Origin of the sequence: Synechococcus sp. CCY9201, from assembly GCF_034931105.1 — a bacterium.
Classification (GTDB): Bacteria; Cyanobacteriota; Cyanobacteriia; order PCC-6307; family Cyanobiaceae; genus CBW1002.
In genome coordinates this window covers 14,346-34,883 of sequence record NZ_JAYGIC010000145.1, presented here as the reverse complement: position 1 = coordinate 34,883, position 20,538 = coordinate 14,346, and the positions used below count along the sequence as shown (strand labels likewise).

The window sequence follows — 20,538 nt, the reverse complement described above, 5'->3', positions numbered from 1 at the left end:
CAGTGATGCGTTGCAGCGCTGGCCGGATCCTCCAGCAGCAGGCCCGGATCGCAGGGGAGCGCGGCCAGCCAGGGGCCGACGATGGCCTCCAGCTGATGCAGGGCCTGGTGGGGGCAAGCGGCCGGCGTCAGGGTGTGCAGCGGCAGGCCCAGGGCCGCCGCCAGCCGTGGAGCCTGGTCGCTCAGGAGGGCCGCCACCTGGTCGGCTCGGCCGCTTGAGGCCAGCACCACTCTCAGGGGCGTGGCCAGGCCGGAAAACTTCACGCTTGTTCGCACTGGCTGGGACGGGTCGCTTCTACCATCGAAACTCCGCCGTCGCGCTTGCGTCCGCCGTGACCAGTTTCTTGACCGCTGATCGGGTGGAGCAGCAGTCCAGTCCCACCCAGTCAGCCCAGGACACGCGGCGGCTGCGGCTGTTCAGCGGCTCCTCCAACCCCCATCTGGCCCGCGAGATCGCCGCCTACCTGGGGGTTCCGGATGGCCCGTGCGTGATCAAGCGCTTCGCCGACGGCGAGCTGTACATCCAGATTCAGGAGTCGATCCGCGGCTGCGATGTCTTCCTGATCCAGCCCACCTGCGCTCCGGTGAATGATCACCTGATGGAGCTGCTGATCATGGTGGATGCCTGCCGCCGCGCCTCGGCCCGGCAGATCACCGCGGTGATCCCTTATTACGGCTACGCCCGCGCCGACCGCAAGACCGCCGGCCGCGAATCGATCACGGCCAAACTGGTGGCCAATCTGCTGGTCAAGTCCGGTGTGGATCGGGTGCTGGCGATGGACCTGCATTCCTCCCAGATCCAGGGGTATTTCGATATCCCCTGCGATCACATCTACGGCTCACCGGTGCTGGTCGACTATCTCCGCACCCGCAACCTCGGGGAGGTGGTCGTGGTGTCGCCGGATGTGGGTGGGGTGGCCCGGGCCCGCGCCTTCGCCAAGCAGATGAACGATGCCCCCCTGGCGATCATCGACAAACGGCGCAGTGGTCACAACGTGGCCGAGAGCCTCACCGTGATCGGGGATGTGGCCGACAAAACCGCCGTGTTGATCGACGACATGATCGACACCGGCGGCACCATCTACCAGGGCGCCAAGCTGCTGCGGGAACGGGGTGCTGCCCGGGTGCTCGCCTGCGCCACCCATGCCGTGTTCTCGCCGCCGGCGGTGGAGCGCCTCTCCACCCCTGGCCTGTTCGAAGAAGTGGTGGTGACCAACAGCATCCCGTTGGTCCCGGAGCGCTCGTTCCCGCAGCTCCAGGTTCTCTCGGTGGCCAACATGCTTGGAGAAGCGATCTGGCGTATTCATGAAGAGAGCTCCGTCAGCTCGATGTTCCGCTGAGTCTCAGCATCCCCTCTACAGGCTGCTGAGACTGGGCGGCGCCCTGGCGCTGGCAGCAGCCTTCGTCAGCGGCCCTGCGGCCGTCCCAACCGGTGCGGTGGAGCGCGATCGGCGAGCTCCGGCCCCCAATCGCTCCGCGCCGCAGTCCCAACCCCGCCCGCGCCTGCAGGATCTGCTGCAGTCCAGTGGTGGCCGGCGTGTCGGGGTGTGGCTTACGAACAGTCCGAGCCCGCTGTACTACGACGCCGGCAGGATCGAGCGGGCGGTTCAGGAGCTCGCCGATGCCGGCTTCAACACCCTCTACCCCAACGTCTGGAGCCGAGGCACCACCTTCCACCGCAGCCGCTGGGCGCCCATGGAGCCGGCCCTGCTGCGGGCCGGTGCCGACCTCGATCCGATCTGCCGGCTCACCCAAGCCGCCCAGCGCCGCGGCCTGCAGGTGATTCCCTGGTTTGAATACGGCCTGATGGAGCCGGCCGATGCGGAGGTGGTACGCCGCCATCCTGAGTGGCTGCTCCAGCGGCGCGATGGCAGCAGCCTCTATGCGATGCATGGCGCCGATCTGCGCACATCGCCGCTGAAGGACCTGCGGGTGTGGCTCAATCCGGCCCATCCGGGGGTGCGCAGCCGCTTCATCGGTCTGGTCAGCGAGATCGTGCAGCGCTGCGGAGTGGACGGCATCCAGCTCGACGACCACTTCGCCTGGCCCGTGGATCTGGGCTACGACCCCTACACCCGGGCGCTCTACCGGGCTGAGACCGGCCGCGAACCGCCCGACAACGCCACCGACCGGGACTGGATGCGCTGGCGGCGGCAGCAACTCACCGGTCTGCTGCGAGATCTGCGCAGCTCCCTCGGCAAGCTGGATCGGGATCGGCGCACGGTGGTGAGCCTCTCGCCCGGCCCGTTCCGTTTCGCCTACAACCACTGGCTGCAGGACTGGGAGCTGTGGGCGCTGGGGGAACTGATCGACGACCTGGTGGTGCAGAACTACGCCTATTCCGTGGCCGGTTTCGCCAAGGATCTCAATCAGCCGGCCCTGGTGAAGGCGCGGCAGTGGGGCATGCCGGTGGAGATCGGCATCCTGGCCGGCTTCGGGGGCCGCACACCGCCGATGAGCCAGCTGGAGGAGAAGGCGCGCCTGGCGGCCCAGCGGGGCCACGGCGTCATTTACTTCTACTGGGAAGGGCTCTGGGGCCAGCACGCCGGACCGGAGGGGGGCGCCCAGAGGAAGGCCGCTTTCCGCCGACTGCATGGGCAGATCTTTCGCTGAAGGCTGTTTCGCTGAGCCGCGGCTCGCCTCGGCCATCGTGCTGTGACCGCTGAAGCGCCCTCAGCCCAGGCACTGCTCCACCACCTCGCGGGTGTTGGAGGACAACGGTGCGGCCGCCAGCAGGTTCAGGGCCTCGGCCATTCGCTCGCGCCGCTCGGGGCCATAACTCCGCCAGCGGCTGAACACCTTCGCCAGGCGTGAGGCCGTGATCGGGTTGCGGCCGTCGAGGGCGGCGATCTGCTCCGCCAGGAAGCGGTAGCCACGGCCATCGGCGGCATGAAAGACCACCGCGTTGCCTGCCAGGCCGCCCAGCACCGCCCGGACGGAATTGGGGGCCATGGGATCGAAGCGCGGGTGCTCCAGCAGACGCGCCACCCGTTCCAGGCCATCGGCGAAGGGCGCTCCGGCCTCCAGGGCGAACCAGGCATCGAGGATCACGGGCCGGTCCTGCCAGCGCTCAAAGAAGGCCGCCATCGCCTCCTGCCGCTCCGGGATGGCATGGGCCTGCAGCGCCTGCAGTCCGCAACGGGACAGGGTCATCGATGGCCCGTGCACCGCATCCCGGGCCATCGCTGCCATCGCCCCGTCGCCGGCGGCGATCCGCCAGGTCCAGATCCGGCCGGTGAGCATGCGGGCGCCGCTGCCGTGCGGCCATTCCATCCCCCAATAGGCCCGGCAGCGTTCCAGGGTGTGGGCCAGCAGCTCGGCATGGGCCTCACCGAAGCGGCGCTGGAGGGCCAGCCCGGCAGCGACCAGGGCCGGAGGATCAGGTTCCACCATGGCCTCCTCCAGCTCCGCCATCCCAGGAGCGACCAACAGGATGCTGCGGCTCGCCTCCGCGAGGGAGGGATCGCTGAGGATGCGGCCGAAGGCATCGATCAGTTCCTCCTCCAGCTGGTCATGGGGCTGCCCGCTGGCTCGGGCGACCAGGGCCTTGCGCAGCAACACCTGGCTCGCATCCCAGCGAGCGAAAGGGTCGCTGTCGCTGGCCAGCAGATGCACCAGCTCGGCGGTGGAACGGCCGATCTCCAGCCGAACCGGAGCCGAGAAACCCCGCAGCAACGACAGGGCCGGCGGATGGCCCTCCGGCGGCAAGCCCTCGAAGCGCAGCTGCTGTTCCGCCTGATCGATCACCAGCAGGCGGCTCTCCTTGCCCCAGGCGCCCTGAAGCTCGGCGGCGGCCGCCTGCGAGGGCGACTCCCCAGCCAGGCGCAGGGGCAGGGGCTGGCCCGCTCGATCCACCAGGCCCAGCACCAGCGGAATCACCAGGGGCTGCTTGTCGGGCTGGCCCGGCGTGGGCGGGGTGTGCTGCCGCAGGGTGAGCTCCAGCACCCCCGCCGCACCATCCCAGCGGCGGTTCACCTGCAGCACCGGCGTGCCGGCCTGGTGGTACCAACGCCGGAACTGGGCGAAATCGAAGCTGGCAGAGCCGGCCGCTGCGTCTTCCATCGCCTGCACGAAGTCCTGGCAGGTGGCCGCGGTGCCGTCATGGCGCTCCACATAGAGGGCCATGCCGCGCTGGAAGGTCTCGGCACCAAGCAGCGTGTGCAGAGCGCGAATCAGTTCCGATCCCTTTTCGTAGATCGTGGTGGTGTAGAAGTTATCGATCGCCTGGTAGTGATCCGGCTGCACCGGATGGGCCGTGGGGCCGGCATCTTCGCGGAACTGGGTATTGCGCAGCAGCGAGACATTCTCGATTCGCTTCAGGGCCGCTCCATGCAGGTCCGCGCTGAAGCACTGATCGCGAAAGACGGTCAGCCCCTCCTTGAGCGAGAGCTGGAACCAGTCGCGACAGGTGATGCGATTGCCGGTCCAATTATGAAAGTATTCGTGTGCGATCACACGTTCAATCCGCTCCAGCTCCGCATCGGTGGCGATTTCGGCATCGGCCAGCACCAGTTTGGAATTGAAGATATTGAGGCTCTTGTTTTCCATCGCGCCCATGTTGAAGTGGCGCACCGCGACGATGTTGAACTCATCGAGGTCGTACTCCAGGCCGTACACCTGTTCATCCCAGGCCATCGCCCGTTTGAGCGAAGCCATGGCATGGCCGGTGTAGGGGCTGTCGCCCGGTTCCACGTGGATCCGCAGCAGCACGGAACGACCCGAGGCTGTGGTGAACTGATCGCGCACCTCCTCAAGGCGTCCGGCCACCAGGGCGAACAGATAGGAGGGTTTGGGGAAGGGATCGTCCCAGATGGCGTAGTGGCGTTCGGCTTCGCTGCCCGCTTCGGCCTCGAGACTTCCGGTTTCGACACAGTTGCCATTGGAGAGCAGCACCGGGCAGGCGGAGCGATTTGCTTCGATCCGCACCCGGAAGCGGCTGAGCAGATCCGGGCGGTCGGGGTGGAAGGTGATGCGCCGGAACCCCTCGGCTTCGCACTGGGTGGTGTAGAGCCCGCCACTCACGTACAGGCCTTCCAGGGTTGTGTTGGTCTCGGGGTGCAGGCGAACGCGGCTGTGCAACAGGAACGGCCGCGCTGGTGGCTCCAGGATCCGCAACTGCCCTTGCATGTGCTGGATCGCCGCCGCGGCGACGGGCTCGCCATCGAGGCTGAGATCGAGCAGCTCAAGATCGAGCCCCTGCAGCAGCAGGGACTCGGGATGGCCGTCTTCCGTCGGCATGGCCGCCGGATTGGGCCGGAACGCCAGCGCTGCCTCCACCTCCGTGTGGTCAGGGAACAGCCGCACCGTCAGGTCGACGCGATCCAGAAGGAAGGGCGCGGGACGGTAGTCCGCGAGGCGCACAACGGCCATGGAGTTGGCAGAGCGGGGGGAATCGGCCTGGATGGCCAGCGAAAGAACAGAAACCGCGCGGGGCTGAGCCTTGCGACGGTTGAGACAACTCGACCTATGGGGCCGTGGGCCCCGGGGCGGCCGCGCCCCGAGGCGCTGGAGCTGCCTCGCTCTGCTTGAGAGCCTCCTGCACCTTTTTCATCACCTCGGGTGGCACATCCTTGGGGCACACCTCGGAAGCCCCAAGCACGGCCGAATTGATCGAACCGCGCCGCAGCTCCTCGATCGAGAGGGGCTTGCTGCCGACCTGCTGGATGGCGCCATCGTGCTGGCCCTGGATCAGCTGGGCGATGGTCTCACCAGCGATGCTCACGGCCTTGTCGAATTCCACCCCGGCTGAGCGGGAGATGCAGACATTCACCGCCGCGATGCGGGTGTAGAGCGACATCTCCTCCTCGGTGGCAGGAGCCGCCAGGGCGGCCAAAGGATCCAGCACTAGGGGGAGTGTCAGAAGAGGGGCGGCCAGAAGAGGAGTAACCAGCAGGGAAAAACGACGGCTTAGCAGGGAGGTCAAGACTCTGGCCATGGTGAGCCCCCATGCTGCTGCATCGTTCCTGGGCCGTCAGTCGGACGGGACAGCCGCAACCGTGTCGCTTGGCAGACGGGAATCGTGATGGGTCTCCACCAGGTGGAGGCTGCCGTCCAACCAGGCATAGATCGAGCGGGCCCGGAAACGATCCTGATCCACCAGGCGGATGTGATCGAGGATCTGCCAGCCCTCGTCGATGGATTTCAGGATGAGTTCATGCTCGTCCACCTGGCGGAGCTGGGATTCAGTGGGAGACCTGAACGGGTAGCCGCAGGACCCTTGCAACTGGTGCCCACAGAGGTGGGCGGTGATTGAGCCCGCACGCTGGTAGCCAGGCTTGCGCTCGATCAGGCCCTCGGCGTGCTCCGACCACCAGGTGAAGCGGTAGGCGGTCTCGCCCTCGATCGAGGGGCTGATCTCCTCGATGCGCAGCTGGATATCGAGCTGCAGGATCTCGTCGTCGGGAAAGTAGAGCGTGCGCCGCGACCGCCACAGCCCCAGGTTGCGGTGGAACCAGCGCCGCAGGCTGCTGTCGAGCTGGATGCGGCTGCGGTGAATCGGTGCGGGCATGCCCCCCTCCGAGACGGGAATCCTTCTGCCGATCAGAGGATGCATGAATGGAGCTCGGTTTGGAGGTCTGGATCGGGCCTGCCCTCCCCTCGCCACGGTCTAGACGGGTTCTGCCAGATTGGCCACCCGGCATAGGGTGGACTCTGCTGCCTGGGAGGCGCGGCTGTGGCGGCGGAACCTGTGCTGAATGCCCCCGTAAGCGGCGAACGCTTGCGCGACACTGTTGACCATGCCGGTTCGCCACCCCACCAGTGGCCACCCTCCGCTGCGGAAGACCACGGCCCCGAAGCGCCTGTCAGGGGGCTGAGACTCCTGCTGGTGGCCACGCGTCAGCACCTGGCCGGACCCGATCTGCGCAGCCTGATGCGCTATCTCAAAAGCGAGGACTGCACCGCGGACCTGCGATTGGAGGTCGTGGATCCGGTGCTGCATCCGGAGCTGCTGGAGCTGCACCGTCTGGTGGCCACACCCGCCCTGGTGAAACTTGAGCCTGCGCCGAAGCAGGTGTTTGCTGGCAACACCCTCACCCAGCAGCTGCGCAACTGGGTGCCGCGCTGGCAACAGGCTGAGGTCGCGGCCACCCTGGCCGTCGGGCTTGAGACCCCCCTGGTCGACAGTGGCCGTACACCGCGCGAGCAGCTTCTGGAAGATCAGCTCCTGGTGATGAGGCAGGAGAACGAGACCCTGATTGAACGCCTGGAAGGCCAGGAAAAGCTGCTGCGGATGGTGGCCCACGAGCTGCGAACCCCGCTCACGGTGGCCAAACTGGCGCTGCAGAGCCACTGCCTCGGCCAGATCGATGAGATCCGCTTTCGGGACGTCTTGCGTCGACGTTTCGACGACATGGAGTCTCTCTCCAAGGAATTGCTCGAGGTGGGCACCACCCGCTGGGAAGCCCTGTTCAATCCCCAGCGCCTCGCCCTGGGTCATGTGGCAGCGGAGGCCATCCTTGAACTCGAGAAGCTCTGGGTGGGCCGGGAAGTGGAACTGGTCACCGACATCCCCGGTGACTTGCCGGATGTGTTTGCCGATCCACGCCGCATGCGCCAGGTGTTCCTCAACCTGCTGGAGAACGCCTTCAAGTACACACCCGGTGGAGGCCGCGTCAGTTTTCGCCTCTGGCACCGCACCAGCCAGTGGGTGGAGGTGATCGTCTGCGACAGCGGCCCTGGCATCCCCGACGACGAGCAGGAACGGATCTTCCAGGACAGGGTGCGCCTACCCCAGACCTCCGGCAGCACATCCGGCTATGGGGTTGGGCTGGCGGTGTGCCGCCGCATCGCTGAAGTGCATGGTGGCCGCATCTGGGTGGTCTCGGAGCCCGAGCGTGGAGCCTGTTTCCATGTCACCGTTCCTGTCTGGAATGGCCAGGTGCGTTCGCCTAACCCTTCCAGCTAGACACCCTCGGCAAAGGGATTGCGGCCCGGCGTTTCAGCTTGACGAAGGGTCCGTCCGAACCGTAGGTTCTCTCCATCGGCGAGGCGGCATCTAACCGTTCCCACCGAGTCCATGCCCCCATCGTCTAGAGGCCTAGGACACCTCCCTTTCACGGAGGCGACAGGGGTTCGAATCCCCTTGGGGGTATGCAAGATCAGCGGCATGAAAGCCGCTTTTTTTGTGCTCAGACGTTCTGCAGTCCAATCTGGCATCTTCCTTCTGAGCCAGATTTGGTTTGCCACGTTGCGGGCTTTCTGCAGTGGCGCGGATTCAGGGGCAGAACCGTTGACTCAGGCCTGCAGGGCTGCTCGCCTGAGGGCCTCCTGCTGGACTCCACGCAGATTGGCGGCGAGATCGTCGCGCAGACGCTGCTCGATCAGGCCGATCGGCATGCCGGGTTTGCCTTGCACCAGCAATTCGTACAGCAGGGAGGTGCCGGAGGAATCCCGGTCCACGATCCATGCCCCCTCGAAGCGACGGAAATCGCCACGCACCATTCGAAAATCCAGACGCCCCTCAGGCTGACGCTCCTGAAGCTCCAGCTCCACCGCCGCGCTGAAACGCAGACCGCAGAACTGCTGGGTCCCGATCTGCTCCAGACCCACAGTGCAGCCTCGGCGCCAGAGCAGCCGCGAGACTGCCAGGTTGGGGATGAAGCGGCAGAGCCCTTCGTAATCGGTGAGAACGGTCCAGAGCCAGCCAGGATCCAGATCAAGACGCAACTGGACCGCGAGCCGCCTGGTCCCTTGGGGAAGACGCTCCATCTCCTGCTGGATGGTGTCGAGTCTGCAACTGGGTTCGCTGGAGGGGAGTTGCAGGGCGCGGGAGAGGGAGACGGGAACGGAAACGGTGGCCAAGGGCTGCACCAGAACGGTTCGTGGGGAGGGTTGGCGCCAGCCGAGCACTCTGGAGTGGGATCGGCCTGGAAGCTGCAACCCTAACCGCGATTGGGAGTGGCAGGCACAGATTCTCTATGATCAAACCGATTTTTGAGAGGACTGAGCTCGAATGCGTGTCTCCACCAGCGCTGCCACTCAGTCCGATGGGCGGATGTTCACCGTTGTGGTCCAAGGCTTTGGGGTGGGCCGGCAGCGCCAGGGGGAGCGTCGTTTCACCGTCCCCTACAACCGGATGCAGGCCCTGGTCCAGACCATCGCCCAGCAGGGTGGACGCATCACGGCCGTTGTTCCCGCCGACCAGGGAGCCACCCAGGCTGAGCCGGCTCCGGCTGCCGCTCCTGCCCCCGAGGCCCCATCCCCAGCACCCAAATCCGTGAAAGCAGCTCCGAGCCACGCCGCCGTGCCGGTCAACCTCTACAAGCCGAAATCCCCTTTCGTCGGCACTGTCACCGAGAACTACAGCCTCCTGGCGGAAGGCGCCATCGGCCGGGTGAACCACATCACGTTTGATCTGGCCGGCGGTGATCCCCAGCTCCACTACGTGGAAGGCCAGAGCATCGGCATCATTCCCGACGGCAGCGACGCCAACGGCAAGCCCCACAAGCTGCGCCTCTATTCGATCGCTAGCACCCGCCATGGCGACAACATGGCGGGCCACACCGTGTCGCTGTGCGTGCGTCAGCTGCAGTACGAAAAGGACGGTGAGACCATCAACGGCGTCTGCTCCACCTTCCTCTGCGATATCGAACCGGGCGCCAAGGTGAAGATCACCGGCCCGGTGGGTAAGGAGATGCTTCTTCCCGAGGATGAAGAGGCGAACGTGATCATGTTGGCCACCGGAACCGGCATCGCTCCGATGCGGGCCTATCTGCGTCGCATGTTCGAACCGACCGAGCGCGAGAAGAACGGCTGGAACTTCCGGGGCAAGGCCTGGTTGTTCATGGGAGTCCCCAAGACCCCCAACCTGCTGTATGACGCCGACTTCGAGCACTATCTGAGCCAGTATCCCGACAACTTCCGCTACACCAAGGCGATCAGCCGTGAGCAGCAGAATGCCAAGGGCGGCCGGATGTACATCCAGGATCGGGTGCTCGAGCATGCCGATGAGATCTTCACCATGATCGAACATCCCAAGACGCACGTCTACATGTGCGGTCTGCGCGGCATGGAACCCGGCATCGACGAGGCCATGACCGCCGCTGCCTCGGCCAAGGGAATCAACTGGTCTGAGCTGCGTCCCCAGCTCAAGAAGGCCGAGCGCTGGCACGTCGAGACCTACTGAACGAGACCGGATTGATCCGCAGATCTGCTTCGAACGTCAACAATCGTTTGACCCAAATCAATCAGGCCTTCAGAACAGACAAGTCCGCCTTTGGCGGACTTTTTTATGGCCAGCATTTTATCTCTGTTTGAGGCCATTCTTTGTGGTTGTTGTTTGCGGCCCATGCGTGTTGTGAGCACGGGTCATGCCTGAGCGGCCGGAACCTGCGCGGATTGTGAAGCGACAGGCGCGGCCATGATCAGGGATTCCCGACAGAAGCCGCCGAAAACCGATGCGCTCCAGCGATGGAGCCCCGCCCTCGTTAAACAGGAGGGAACAGGCGCCTGGATCCCACGCGATGACCGTCACCCTCACCAATCCGCTCCGGGTCGGGCTCCGTCAGGAGCGGGTGATCCCGCCGCAATGTCTGGTGATCTTCGGGGCGAGCGGGGATCTCACCCACCGCAAGCTGATCCCGGCTCTGTTCGAGCTGTTCCGCCAGCGCCGCCTGCCCAGCGAATTTGCTGTGCTGGGTTGTGCCCGCCGTCCCTGGAGCGACGAGGAATTCCGCAGCCGCATGGCGGAGGCCCTGGCCGAGGAAGTGGAACAGCACCAGCAGGCCTGGGCCCAGTTCGCCTCCGGCCTGTTCTACGAGCCTGTGGATCTGGAGCAGCCCGCCGACGTGGTGCGCCTTGGCCAGCGTCTCGATCAGATCGATCGGCAACGGGCCACCCGTGGCAACCGCACCTTCTACCTCTCGGTCTCGCCTGCCCACTACGGCAGTGGCTGCCGTGCCCTGGCGGCGGCTGGCCTGCTCGAGGATCCGCAGCGCAGCCGGGTGGTGATCGAGAAGCCCTTCGGCCGTGATTACGGCAGCGCCCAGGAGCTCAACCGCATCGTGCAGGCCTGTGCCAAGGAGCGCCAGGTCTTCCGGATCGACCACTACCTCGGTAAGGAAACGGTCCAGAACATCCTTGTTCTGCGCTTCGCCAACACGATCTTCGAGCCGATCTGGAACCGCAACTACATCGACAACGTCCAGATCACCGCCGCCGAAACCGTGGGCGTGGAAGAACGGGCCGGTTACTACGAAACCTCGGGTGCCCTGCGGGACATGGTGCAGAACCACCTCACCCAGATGCTGGCGCTCACCACCATGGAGCCGCCGGGTCGCTTCGATCCCGAGGCGATGCGCAACGAGAAGGCCAAGGTGCTTCAGGCCGCCCAGCTGGCCAATGAGGCAGAACCCTGGAAGTGTTGCGTCCGCGGCCAGTACGCCGCTGGTGGCAGCGCCACCAGGCCCCTGAGCGGCTATCGCCAGGAACCGGGAGTGAATCCGAACAGCACCACCGAGACCTATGTGGCCATGAAGCTGTTCATCAACAACTGGCGCTGGCAGGGGGTCCCTTTTTACCTCCGCACCGGCAAACGACTGCCCAAACGCCTCTCGGAAGTGGTGCTCACCTTCCGCCAGGCACCGGTTCACCTCTTCGATGCGGCTGGGGGTGCCCCCACCCCCAACCAGCTGATCCTGCGCATTCAGCCCGATGAGGGGGCCGAGTTCCGCTTCGAGGTGAAGGCACCGGGCTCAGGCATGCGCAGCCGTCCGGTGGATATGGGCTTCTCTTACGACGAGTCATTCGGAGAACCCTCCGACGAGGGCTATGTGCGCCTGCTGGCCGACGCCATGCTGGGCGACGCCACCCTGTTCACCCGCAGCGACGAGGTGGAGGCCGCCTGGCGCCTCTACACACCCCTGCTGGAGCTGATCGAAGAAGCCCCCTGGCAGTTGCCGGTGCATCCCTACGAAGCCCGCACCTGGGGACCCGCCGCAGCCGACAGCCTGCTGGCCGACGACGAGCTGGCCTGGCGCCGTCCCTGAAGTCTCCAGACCAACCCCCAACGCTTCAGATCCCGCGCCCTCCGTCTGTTCACCATGTCCACCCAGCTCACCCTTCAGGCGCCCCTGGAACTACCTCCCTCCGAGGTGACTCCTTACCTGGAACGCCTCTGGACCCACAACCTCGAGGGCTCCAGCGGCGCCGCCACCTTCACCCTGCTGGTCTGGGATCCGGCCTGGCTGGAGCAGCACCTGATCCGCACCGGCCGCCTCGATGGCCCGATCACCGGCCTGCTCAGTGACGACCTGGTGCGTGAGGCCGTCGCCGCCGTACCCGACTGCGGCCTGCCGCCCAGCACGGCCCCGCTGGCGCCGGATCTGGCCTGGTCCCTCGGCCAGCAGCCCGGCGATCGCAAGGCCAACGATCTGCGCGGCCGCCATGTGGATGGGGCGATCAGCGCCCACATGCCCCGTCGACTGATCACCCTGGCTCCCACCCTGGAGCCGGCCGAAGCCCTGGAGACCCTGGTGGCGGCCTACTGCCCCTTGCCTGAAGATGGCGGCACCCGACCGGCCTGCGGCGATGTGGTGGTGTTGCGCGGTGGCATGGCCGCCCTGCAGCAGGGCCTGGATCTGGTCAACCCGCTGGTGGGAAGTGATCTGCCCTGTTGGGTGTGGTGGAACGGCTACCTCGACGAAGCCCCCGAGATGCTCGAATCCCTGGCACCGGTGGCACGGCGGCTGATCGTGGACAGCTCCATGGGGCGGCCGCGGCGCTGCCTCGATGTGTTGGAGGAGCGGATCGAGGCCGGCCAGGCACTCAATGATCTCAACTGGCTGCGGCTGCGCAGCTGGCGCGAATCGCTGGCGATGGTGTTCGATCCCCCCAGTCGCCGGGATGCGCTCAACCATGTGGTGCAGCTCGACATCGACGTGGAAGGAACCCATCCGGTGAAGGGGTTGCTGCTGGCCGCCTGGATCGCCGATCGACTCGGCTGGCACCTCGAAAGCAGCTACCGGGTGGGAGGCGATGACCTCGGCGAGGGGATCGGCGCTGACTTTGTGCGCACCGATGGGGTGGCGGTGCGCTTCCGCCAGATGCCCGTACCGGTGGGCGTGCCCAAGACCCACCCGGGCAGCCTGGTGGGTCTGCGCCTGATCTGCGAACCGATCGGCCGACCACCTCTGTGCGTGATTCTCTGCTCGGAATCCGGTGGCTGCATGCGGCTCGAGGCCGGCGGTGTGGCCAGCATGGAGCTGGCTGAGGAGGTGGTGCCGGTGCCCTCGGAAAGCGAGGAGATGGAGGTGGCCCGCCTGCTGTCCGGCGGTCACGACAGCACCAACCCCCTGCTGGCCGCTGCCGCCCCTCTGGCTGCCAAGCTGCTGCCCGACTGAGCAACCGGCCCGGGGCCGGACATCCCAACCCCATGGCCTGCCTGATCGCCGCCCCCTCCAGCGGCAGCGGCAAGACCCTGCTCAGCCTCTCCCTGGCAGCACTGGCCCGGCGGCGGGGCCTGCGGATTCAGCCCTTCAAGGTGGGGCCTGACTACCTCGACCCGCAGTTGCTGACTCGTGTCAGCGGCCAGCCCTGCCGCAACCTCGACACCCTGCTGTGTGGCCCCGAGTGGGTGCGCCGCAGTTTCCACTGGCATGGCAGCCGGGCCGACCTCTGCCTGGTGGAAGGGGTCATGGGCCTGTTCGATGGCCGCGGCCCCACCAGTGCGGGCAGTTCAGCCGAGGTGGCCGACCTGCTGGATCTGCCGGTGGTGCTGGTGGTGGAAGCCTCGCGGCAGGCTGGTTCGATCGCAGCCCTGGTGCGGGGCTTCCGGGATCACGGGCCACCGCCGGTGCGGCTGGCCGGGGTGGTGCTGAACCGCGTCGCCAGCGACCGGCATCGTGCCCTGCTGCGGGAGGCCCTCGATGCCATCGCCGTGCCCCTGCTGGGGATTCTGCCGGTGTCGCCCGCCCTGGAGCTTCCCTCCCGTCATCTGGGATTGCTGCCACCGCAGGAAGTCAACGACCTGGACGCGCGGGAAGCGGCCTGGGCCGCGCTGGCGGAGCACCATCTCGACCTGGAGCGGGTCTGGCCGCTGCTTTCACCGCCGGCTGCCCTGCCCCAGCAGCAGGATCCGATCCGCTGGTGCCTCACGCCGGTGGCCACTGACTCTGCAGGGGACGCTCTCAAGGGCGCCCCCCTGCCGCTGGCGATCGCCAGCGATGCCGCCTTCCATTTCCGCTATCCGGAAGCCACCGAACTGCTGGGGGCCCTCGGCCTGGAGGCTCGGGCCTGGAGCCCGTTGGCGGATGAGCCCCTGCCAGCCGGCTGCCGCGCTGTGGTGCTGCCCGGTGGCTATCCGGAGCTGCACGCCCCGGCGCTGGCGGCGGCTCACCGCAGCCTCGGCGCCTTGAGGCAGGCCGCGGCCGCCGGTGTGCCCCTTGTGGCGGAGTGCGGCGGACTGCTGCTGCTGGGCCGCTCTCTGGAAGACCAGCAGGGTCGCCGCCATGGGATGGCGGGGCTGCTGCCCTTCTCGGCCCGTCGCGGCAGCCTCAGCCTCGGCTATCGGGAGGCCGTGGGGGAACGGGACGGGCTGCTGGTGCGCCGCGGAGAGCGGCTGGTGGGCCATGAATTCCATCGCTGGCAGCTCACAGATGATCCCGAAATGTCGCGCGACGTAGCCAGCTGCGACCGGCTGTGGCAGCTTGAAGGCTGGGGAAATCCGCGGAGGGCGGAGGGATGGACGAGCGGCACGATGCACGCTTCCTGGCTGCATCTCCACTGGGCTGGTTGCCCGAAGATACCGAGACGCCTGGCCGCCGCAGCCGTCCGCGCCGCGCCCCTGACACTTCGTCCAGTTTCGTGAGCCGCCGGGAGCCGCCCACGGCCTCACCCCTGATGCGCTGGCGCCTGATTGCCCAGGGTGTGGTGCAGGGGGTCGGCTACCGCGAGGCCTGTCGCCGCGCTGCGGTGGGCCTGGGTCTGGCTGGCTGGGTGCGGAACCGACCCGATGGCACGGTGGAGATTGAAGCGGAAGGCCAGCTCAGCCAGCTCAACGACTTCAGACTCTGGTGTGACAAGGGCCCGCTCCATGCCCGCGTCAACCGGGTGGTGACCAGCCAGATCCCGGTCACCGGCGAAGACTGGTTTGAGGTGCGCTCCTGATCGACTCCACCAAGGCGACATCCACAGGCTCCTCCTTGCCCGCTGCTGCGCCTCTGGAACTGTGGTTGCTGCGTCATGGCGCCACCGCCTGGGCTCGCAGCGGCCGCCACACCGGCCGAACCGATCTGCCCCTGCTGCCGGAAGGGGAGGAGGAAGCCCGTGCCCTGGAACCGCTTCTGGCTCGCTATCGCTTCACGGCGGTGCTGGTGAGCCCCTTGCAGCGGGCCTTGCGCACCTGCGAGCTGGCCGGTCTGGCCGGACAGGCCAGCCCCTGCGACGACCTTCAGGAGTGGGATTACGGCGCCTATGAGGGGATCACCACCGCCGAGATCCGCCGTTCCGTTCCGGGCTGGACGGTCTGGAGCCATCCCTGCCCTGAGGGGGAAACCCTGGAGGCCGTGGAGCAGCGTTGCCGGCGGGTGATCGCCCAGGCCGTTGCTCTGGCGGCAGCGCCGATCTCCGCTGGAGCGAACCCCGGGCCTGCCGCTGCCCCCACGCGGGTGGCCCTCTTCGCCCACGGCCATCTCCTGCGCAGCCTTGCCGGCACCTGGCTGGGGCTGGGCGCGGCCGGCGGTTCCCTGCTGGCGCTGGACACGGCCTGTATCGGTGTGCTCGGTCAGGAACGGGAGCAACGGGTGATCCTGCGCTGGAATGCCCCGGTGCAGTGGCCCTGAAGGCAGCGACCGACCCATGTCCATCCTTGCTAACGCCGCATCGTCCGTTTCGTTGCCCGCCGCCCTGCTGGGCGAGCTCGGCGCCTTCGCACTGGCGGTGGGGTTCTCGCCGGTCCATCTCGGGCTGCTGTTCCTGCTGCTGCTCGGTCCACACCCCCTGCGGCGGGGCGGCTGGTTCGTGGCGGGCTGGCTGTTCACCTCCGTGCTCACCGTGACTCTGCTGGTGACCATCGGGCACGGCCTGCTGCTGGGCATGGAGAAGGGCTCGGTCCATCGAACCGGCCTCGATCTGCTCGGAGCCGGAGCCCTGCTGGCCCTGGGCCTGCGCGAACTGCTGGGCCGCAGCGCCGCCGGTGATCAGCCCCCCAGCTGGACCAGCCAGCTGGACCGTTTCTGCGCCATGCCTCTGCCGCTGTTGCTGGGACTGAGTGGCGTGCTGCAGGTGATCAGCCCCGAAGACCTGTTCCTCTATGCCAAGACGGCCGGCAGCCTGCTGGCTTCTGGCCTGGGCCGGGGCCAGGAAGCGCTGATCACCGTGCTGTTCAGCCTTGCCAGCACCGTGCTGCTGCTGGTGCCCTTTGCCGCCGTGCTGCTGCTGGGCAGTGATCGTGTGCTGCCGCTGCTGAAGCGGGCCAAGACCTGGCTGTTTGAACGGGGCGAACTGATCGTGGCGGGGGTCAGCCTTCTATTGGCTGGCTATCTCGGTTGGCAGGGCATTGACGGCCTGCTGCTGCCGATGAGCTGAGCAATATCTGCAGGTTGCAACCCCTCCGGGTTGCGACGTCTGCAGGAGACGTCATCCCCCCTCGAGCCAGCGTCGCCACTGCTCCTGCTCGGCGGGGTTGCCTGGACCCGCAGCCAGGGAGACCGACTCAGCGGCCCGACTCACCGCGACATAAACGAGCTGACGCCGCAGCCGTTCATCCTGGGGCCAGAAGACATCCCCATCGACGAACACCTCGCCGAAGGTGCTGCCCTGGCTGCGATGGACCGTGAGCACGGCCGCCGGCCCCAGGGAGGCAAAGGCATCGCGCACCAGAAAGAACCGCCGCCAGAGCGCCTTGCCGCCCTTGCGGCCGGCCTCGCGCGCCTCCTGGCGCAGCTTGGTCAGCACCGCCTCGAGGGCCCCACGGCCGGAGGAGCCGATCGGCGGCAGCAGGCGCAGCTGCAGCTGGGTTTCACCCGCTTCCACCGCAGCCGTCAGGGTGTCGATCAAGGGTGCCTCCTCGACGCCGAAGTCGCGCAGATCGCAGCGCTCGGGCTGCACGTCCTGCACCACCAGCTCGCGGTTGGAGCCCAGCACCATGTCGGGCTCCTCTGCCGCCTCCGCCCCCTCGCGGCAGGCCGGTGCCATCACGGCGGTGCGACTGATCAGCACCTCACCGGGGAGCACCGGCAGCTGATCGGCCATGCTTCCGTGCAGGGCTCGGCGGGCGATCGGCACCAGTTGCTCCAGCCGCCGGTTGGTGTAGCAGAGGATCCGGACCTGATCGGGGTCGGCCGTTGCGGCGGAGCCTTGCAGCGCCGCCTGGGCGGCCGTGAGCCAGGCGCGCCGGTCCAGCAACGCCACCTGTCCCTGGGGGCTGCACAGGGGCCGCAGGGGTGGCGGCTGGCGACAGGGCAGGGCTCCGAGCCGCACCCCCTCGGCCAGGCGCAGCACCGGTCCCTGATGGCGCACCACCTGCTGCAGGGCCGCTCCCTGGGCCCGCCCGATCGCGAACACCGGACTGCTCGGCTCCCCCACCGGCGGCAGCTGGGCCGGATCGCCCACGAACACCAACCGGGTGCGGAACGGATGGGCACAGCGCAGGGTGATCTCCAGCAAGGTGCCATCCACCATCGAGGCCTCGTCGACCAGCACCAGCCCCAGCGATTCAAGGGCGGCGGCGGTCTGCTCCGTTTCCTCGCAGCGTTCCAGATCCCGCTCCCGCCGCAGTTTCAGGCGCAGCAACCGGTGGATCGTGGAGGGATACCAGGTGGGCTGCAGGCCCTGCCGCTGCAGATGGTGACGCAGCACCCCCACGGCCTTGTGGGTCGGCGCCACCACGGTCCAGCAGAGGCAGGCGGCCTCCGCCAGCGCCAGAAACCGCATCGACAGGAAGGTCTTGCCGGTACCGGCGAAGCCCTGCAGCACGAAGGGGGTGCCGTCGGCGGGGGCCTCCAGCCAGGTGGCGAAGGCGGTCAGGGCCTGGTGCTGATCGGCGGTGAGCCCCTCGCCGTTGTCTGCGGGTGCTGCTGCGGCCGAGCTGCGGGAGGCTCTGCTCAACCCAGGCTGGCGGCGCCGCTCAGGGCATCAGCGATCCACGCCGCAAGATCGAGCGGAGAGCCCACCAGGCTGAGGCCGGGCAGGGCCACGGCCGGACCCATGACGCTGCCGGCCAGCACCTCGAGTCGGGTATGGCCGAGGTTTTCCTTGAGCGGCTTGATGGCAACATTGACATCAACGCCCCCCCCATCCCGCTCCAGCCAGAGGTGATCGGGCAGCCCATTGACCCGGCTGGCGATCTGCCCGGCGGCGCGGCGCACGCCGCTGGCGTCGTAGAGCACCACGAAGCAGAGGGCAGACGCCAGGGCAAAGAGGGGATCGGCAAAGCCGAGCTGCCAACCGATGGCGGCGGTGGTGCCGGTCATCAGCGCCGAATGACTGGAGGGCATGCCACCGGTCTCGACCAGCACGGCGGGCCGCCAGCGGCGGTGGACCACCAGTTCGATCACCAGCTTCGAGAGCTGGGCGGTGCCGCAGGCAGCCAGTCCCCAGGCCAGCACACCGTTGGAGAAGAAGGCCGTCGCCACGTTCGGATCGTGGGCTGCACTCATCGATCGCGACTGGTGATGTAGTCGGCCAGGGCCAGCAGTGGCGCCGCCTTGTCACGCCAGGGCTCGAGGGCGGCCTTGGCCTCGCTGACCAGGGCATCGGCCCGCTTGCGGGATTCCTCCAGCCCCAGCAGCTTGGGGTAGGTGGTCTTGTCGGCGGTGAGATCCTTGCCGGCGGTCTTGCCGAGCACCTCGCTGCTGGCCGTCACATCCAGGATGTCGTCGATGATCTGGAAGGCCAGTCCGATGCCGCGGGCGTAGGTGCGCAGGGCCTCCAGCAACGGTTCCGGAGCGCCAGCGATCAGGGCGCCGGTCAGGACGCAGGCACGCAGCAGGGCCCCGGTCTTGTGGAGATGGATGTACTCGAGCGTGTCGAGATCCACCTGCTTGCCTTCGCATTCCAGGTCCACCACCTGGCCGCCCACCAGGCCCGGGGCCCCGGCCGCCAGGCTCAGCTCGCCCACCACCGCCAGCAACTGGGCGGCAGGAACACCGGGGCTGCGCAGGGCCACCATCTCGAAGGCCCGGGTGAGCAGGGCATCACCGGCGAGGATGGCATTGGCCTCGCCATAGACCTTGTGATTGGTGGGGCGGCCCCGCCGCAGGTCGTCGTTGTCCATGGCGGGGAGATCGTCATGGATCAGCGACATGGTGTGGATCATCTCCAGCGCCACCGCCGTGGGCAGGGCCAGATCACTCGTACCGCCGGCCAGATCGCAGGCCGCCAGGCAGAGGATCGGCCGGAGCCGTTTGCCACCGGCCAGCAGCGAATACCGCATCGCATCCCGCAGGCTCTCTGGATGCTCCGGCCCCAGCGACCCATCCAGGGCCGCCTCGACCCTGTGGCGAGCTGCCTCCAGGTAGGCGGCGAAATCAAACTCCGTGCTCACCGCCACGGCCATGGGTTGCTGCGCACTGGCGGCGATTCTCTCAGGCCACAGCCCTGTCGCCACGTCTGGGCTCCTGCAGCGCGTGTGATCGCAACAGTGCGCAGTCCTCGCCTCAGGGCAGCAGGTCGGCCAGGGGCTGATCGAGGCCGCAGCGCTGGCACCAGCTGGTCACGGTGTTGACCAGCAACAGGGTCACGGTCATCGGGCCCACACCGCCGGGTACCGGCGTGATCGCGCTGGCGATCGGCTCCACCTCTTCGAAGCGCACGTCTCCGCAGAGCTTGGAACGGGCCTGAGGACCAGCCGACGGATCGGGATCAAGGCGATGGATACCGACATCCACCACCACCGCCCCGGGCTTGACGTGCTCCGCCCCGATCATCCGCGGCCGGCCTGCCGCCACCACCAGCACATCCGCCTGGCGGGTCAGGGCCGCCAGGTCGCTGGTGCGGGAGTGGGCCACGCTCACGGTGGCATCTGCCGCCTGGAGCATCAGCGCCATCGGTTGACCCACCAGGATGCTGCGGCCCACCACCACCGCCCGCTTGCCGCGCAGCTCCACCTGAGACCGAGCCAGCAGGGCCATCACGCCGGCGGGGGTGCAGCTGCGCGGACCAGGCTCGCCCTTGAGAAGCCGGCCGAGATTGAGCGTGTGCAGGCCGTCGGCGTCCTTCTCGGGATCGATCGCTGCCAGAAGGGGCCCCTCGCTCATGTCGGCCGGCAGGGGCAACTGCAGCAGGATCCCGTCCACGCAGGAATCGGCGTTGAGCTGCCGAATCGCGGCCAGCACTTCCGCAGCGGGGGTGCCGGCCGCCAGGTGGGTCAGGAAGCTGCGGATGCCCACACGGCCGCAGGCCTTCTCCTTGTTTGCCACATAGACGCCGCTGGCGGGATCGTCGCCCACCCGCAACACCGCCAGCCCCGGCGGCCTGCCGGCCCGCTCCAGCCGCTCGGCGATCACGTCGGCCAGGCGCTGCTCGATCTCCTGGGCCAGAAGGCGTCCGTCCAGACGGGTGGCCATGCACATCCGAGGCATCTCGCCATCCAGCTTGCCTG

Annotated in this window: 19 protein-coding genes and 1 tRNA gene; 11 read left to right on the top strand and 9 right to left on the bottom strand. The window is 67.5% G+C overall.

Features of this window, described 5'->3' with window-relative positions; all coding sequences use genetic code 11:
- Positions 1–263, bottom strand: a 263-nt coding sequence (locus VB716_RS14115; RefSeq protein WP_323270798.1) for a hypothetical protein, incomplete at its 3' end; no start/stop codon positions are given.
- A 68-nt stretch (positions 264–331) separates the two neighbouring features.
- Between VB716_RS14115 and VB716_RS14110 the strand changes: the two genes are divergently transcribed.
- On the top strand, positions 332–1,339 hold the full coding sequence (locus tag VB716_RS14110) for a ribose-phosphate pyrophosphokinase (RefSeq protein WP_197153964.1): 1,008 nt from the start codon (positions 332–334) through the stop codon (positions 1,337–1,339).
- Positions 1,305–2,612 carry a glycoside hydrolase family 10 protein gene (locus tag VB716_RS14105; protein WP_323270796.1) on the top strand — a complete coding sequence of 436 codons (1,308 nt, stop codon included), beginning with the start codon at positions 1,305–1,307 and terminating at the stop codon, positions 2,610–2,612. The genes VB716_RS14110 and VB716_RS14105 overlap by 35 nt, the downstream gene beginning before the upstream one ends.
- Before the next feature lie 60 nt (positions 2,613–2,672).
- Here VB716_RS14105 and pepN read toward each other — a convergent pair whose 3' ends face one another.
- The 3 genes from pepN to VB716_RS14090 form a co-directional block, all read right to left on the bottom strand.
- Positions 2,673–5,369 carry an aminopeptidase N gene (gene pepN / locus VB716_RS14100; protein WP_323270794.1) on the bottom strand — a complete coding sequence of 899 codons (2,697 nt, stop codon included), beginning with the start codon at positions 5,367–5,369 and terminating at the stop codon, positions 2,673–2,675.
- A gap of 94 nt (positions 5,370–5,463) precedes the next feature.
- On the bottom strand, positions 5,464–5,844 hold the full coding sequence (locus VB716_RS14095) for a cAMP phosphodiesterase (protein WP_323270792.1): 381 nt from the start codon (positions 5,842–5,844) through the stop codon (positions 5,464–5,466).
- 126 nt (positions 5,845–5,970) lie between these two features.
- A complete protein-coding gene (locus VB716_RS14090) occupies positions 5,971–6,507 on the bottom strand; it encodes a hypothetical protein (RefSeq protein ID WP_323270790.1) in 537 nt (178 codons plus the stop codon).
- Between the two features lie 303 nt (positions 6,508–6,810).
- On the opposite strand from VB716_RS14090, the gene VB716_RS14085 reads away from it, so the two are divergent.
- Together VB716_RS14085 and VB716_RS14080 are read left to right on the top strand one after the other, a co-directional pair.
- Complete coding sequence (locus VB716_RS14085; RefSeq protein WP_231598277.1) at positions 6,811–7,905, top strand: histidine kinase; 1,095 nt, start codon at positions 6,811–6,813, stop codon at positions 7,903–7,905.
- A 113-nt stretch (positions 7,906–8,018) separates the two neighbouring features.
- A tRNA-Glu gene (locus tag VB716_RS14080) sits at positions 8,019–8,091 on the top strand.
- Between the two features lie 143 nt (positions 8,092–8,234).
- On the opposite strand, the gene VB716_RS14075 is transcribed toward VB716_RS14080, so the two are convergent.
- A complete protein-coding gene (locus tag VB716_RS14075; RefSeq protein ID WP_197159149.1) occupies positions 8,235–8,708 on the bottom strand; it encodes an SRPBCC family protein in 474 nt (157 codons plus the stop codon).
- A 244-nt stretch (positions 8,709–8,952) separates the two neighbouring features.
- Between VB716_RS14075 and VB716_RS14070 the strand changes: the two genes are divergently transcribed.
- The 7 genes from VB716_RS14070 (at position 8,953) to VB716_RS14040 (ending at position 16,523) form a co-directional block, all read left to right on the top strand.
- Complete coding sequence (locus VB716_RS14070; protein WP_323247202.1) at positions 8,953–10,125, top strand: phycobilisome linker polypeptide; 1,173 nt, start codon at positions 8,953–8,955, stop codon at positions 10,123–10,125.
- A 337-nt stretch (positions 10,126–10,462) separates the two neighbouring features.
- Positions 10,463–11,986 carry a glucose-6-phosphate dehydrogenase gene (gene zwf, locus VB716_RS14065; protein WP_197169707.1) on the top strand — a complete coding sequence of 508 codons (1,524 nt, stop codon included), beginning with the start codon at positions 10,463–10,465 and terminating at the stop codon, positions 11,984–11,986.
- 54 nt (positions 11,987–12,040) lie between these two features.
- Positions 12,041–13,339, top strand: coding sequence for a glucose-6-phosphate dehydrogenase assembly protein OpcA (locus tag VB716_RS14060; protein WP_197153958.1), 1,299 nt, complete (start codon positions 12,041–12,043; stop codon positions 13,337–13,339).
- A 32-nt stretch (positions 13,340–13,371) separates the two neighbouring features.
- Positions 13,372–14,805, top strand: a complete 1,434-nt coding sequence (locus tag VB716_RS14055) for a cobyrinate a,c-diamide synthase (RefSeq protein ID WP_323247206.1) — start codon at positions 13,372–13,374, stop codon at positions 14,803–14,805.
- A complete protein-coding gene (locus tag VB716_RS14050) occupies positions 14,802–15,104 on the top strand; it encodes an acylphosphatase (protein ID WP_231597765.1) in 303 nt (100 codons plus the stop codon). Before VB716_RS14055 ends, VB716_RS14050 begins: the two co-directional genes overlap by 4 nt.
- Positions 15,105–15,139: 35 nt before the next feature.
- A complete protein-coding gene (locus VB716_RS14045; protein ID WP_231597764.1) occupies positions 15,140–15,778 on the top strand; it encodes a histidine phosphatase family protein in 639 nt (212 codons plus the stop codon).
- A gap of 16 nt (positions 15,779–15,794) precedes the next feature.
- Positions 15,795–16,523 carry a GAP family protein gene (locus VB716_RS14040; protein WP_197153956.1) on the top strand — a complete coding sequence of 243 codons (729 nt, stop codon included), beginning with the start codon at positions 15,795–15,797 and terminating at the stop codon, positions 16,521–16,523.
- A gap of 51 nt (positions 16,524–16,574) precedes the next feature.
- Here the strand turns inward: VB716_RS14040 and VB716_RS14035 are convergent, their stop codons facing one another.
- The 4 genes from VB716_RS14035 to folD form a co-directional block, all read right to left on the bottom strand.
- On the bottom strand, positions 16,575–18,044 hold the full coding sequence (locus tag VB716_RS14035) for an ATP-dependent helicase (protein ID WP_322757449.1): 1,470 nt from the start codon (positions 18,042–18,044) through the stop codon (positions 16,575–16,577).
- On the bottom strand, positions 18,041–18,595 hold the full coding sequence (locus VB716_RS14030; protein ID WP_197153954.1) for a divergent PAP2 family protein: 555 nt from the start codon (positions 18,593–18,595) through the stop codon (positions 18,041–18,043). Before VB716_RS14030 ends, VB716_RS14035 begins: the two co-directional genes overlap by 4 nt.
- Complete coding sequence (crtE, locus tag VB716_RS14025; RefSeq protein WP_197159146.1) at positions 18,592–19,494, bottom strand: geranylgeranyl diphosphate synthase CrtE; 903 nt, start codon at positions 19,492–19,494, stop codon at positions 18,592–18,594. The genes VB716_RS14030 and crtE overlap by 4 nt, the downstream gene beginning before the upstream one ends.
- A gap of 100 nt (positions 19,495–19,594) precedes the next feature.
- Positions 19,595–20,503, bottom strand: a complete 909-nt coding sequence (gene folD / locus VB716_RS14020; protein WP_197153953.1) for a bifunctional methylenetetrahydrofolate dehydrogenase/methenyltetrahydrofolate cyclohydrolase FolD — start codon at positions 20,501–20,503, stop codon at positions 19,595–19,597.
- Positions 20,504–20,538: the final 35 nt, after the last annotated feature.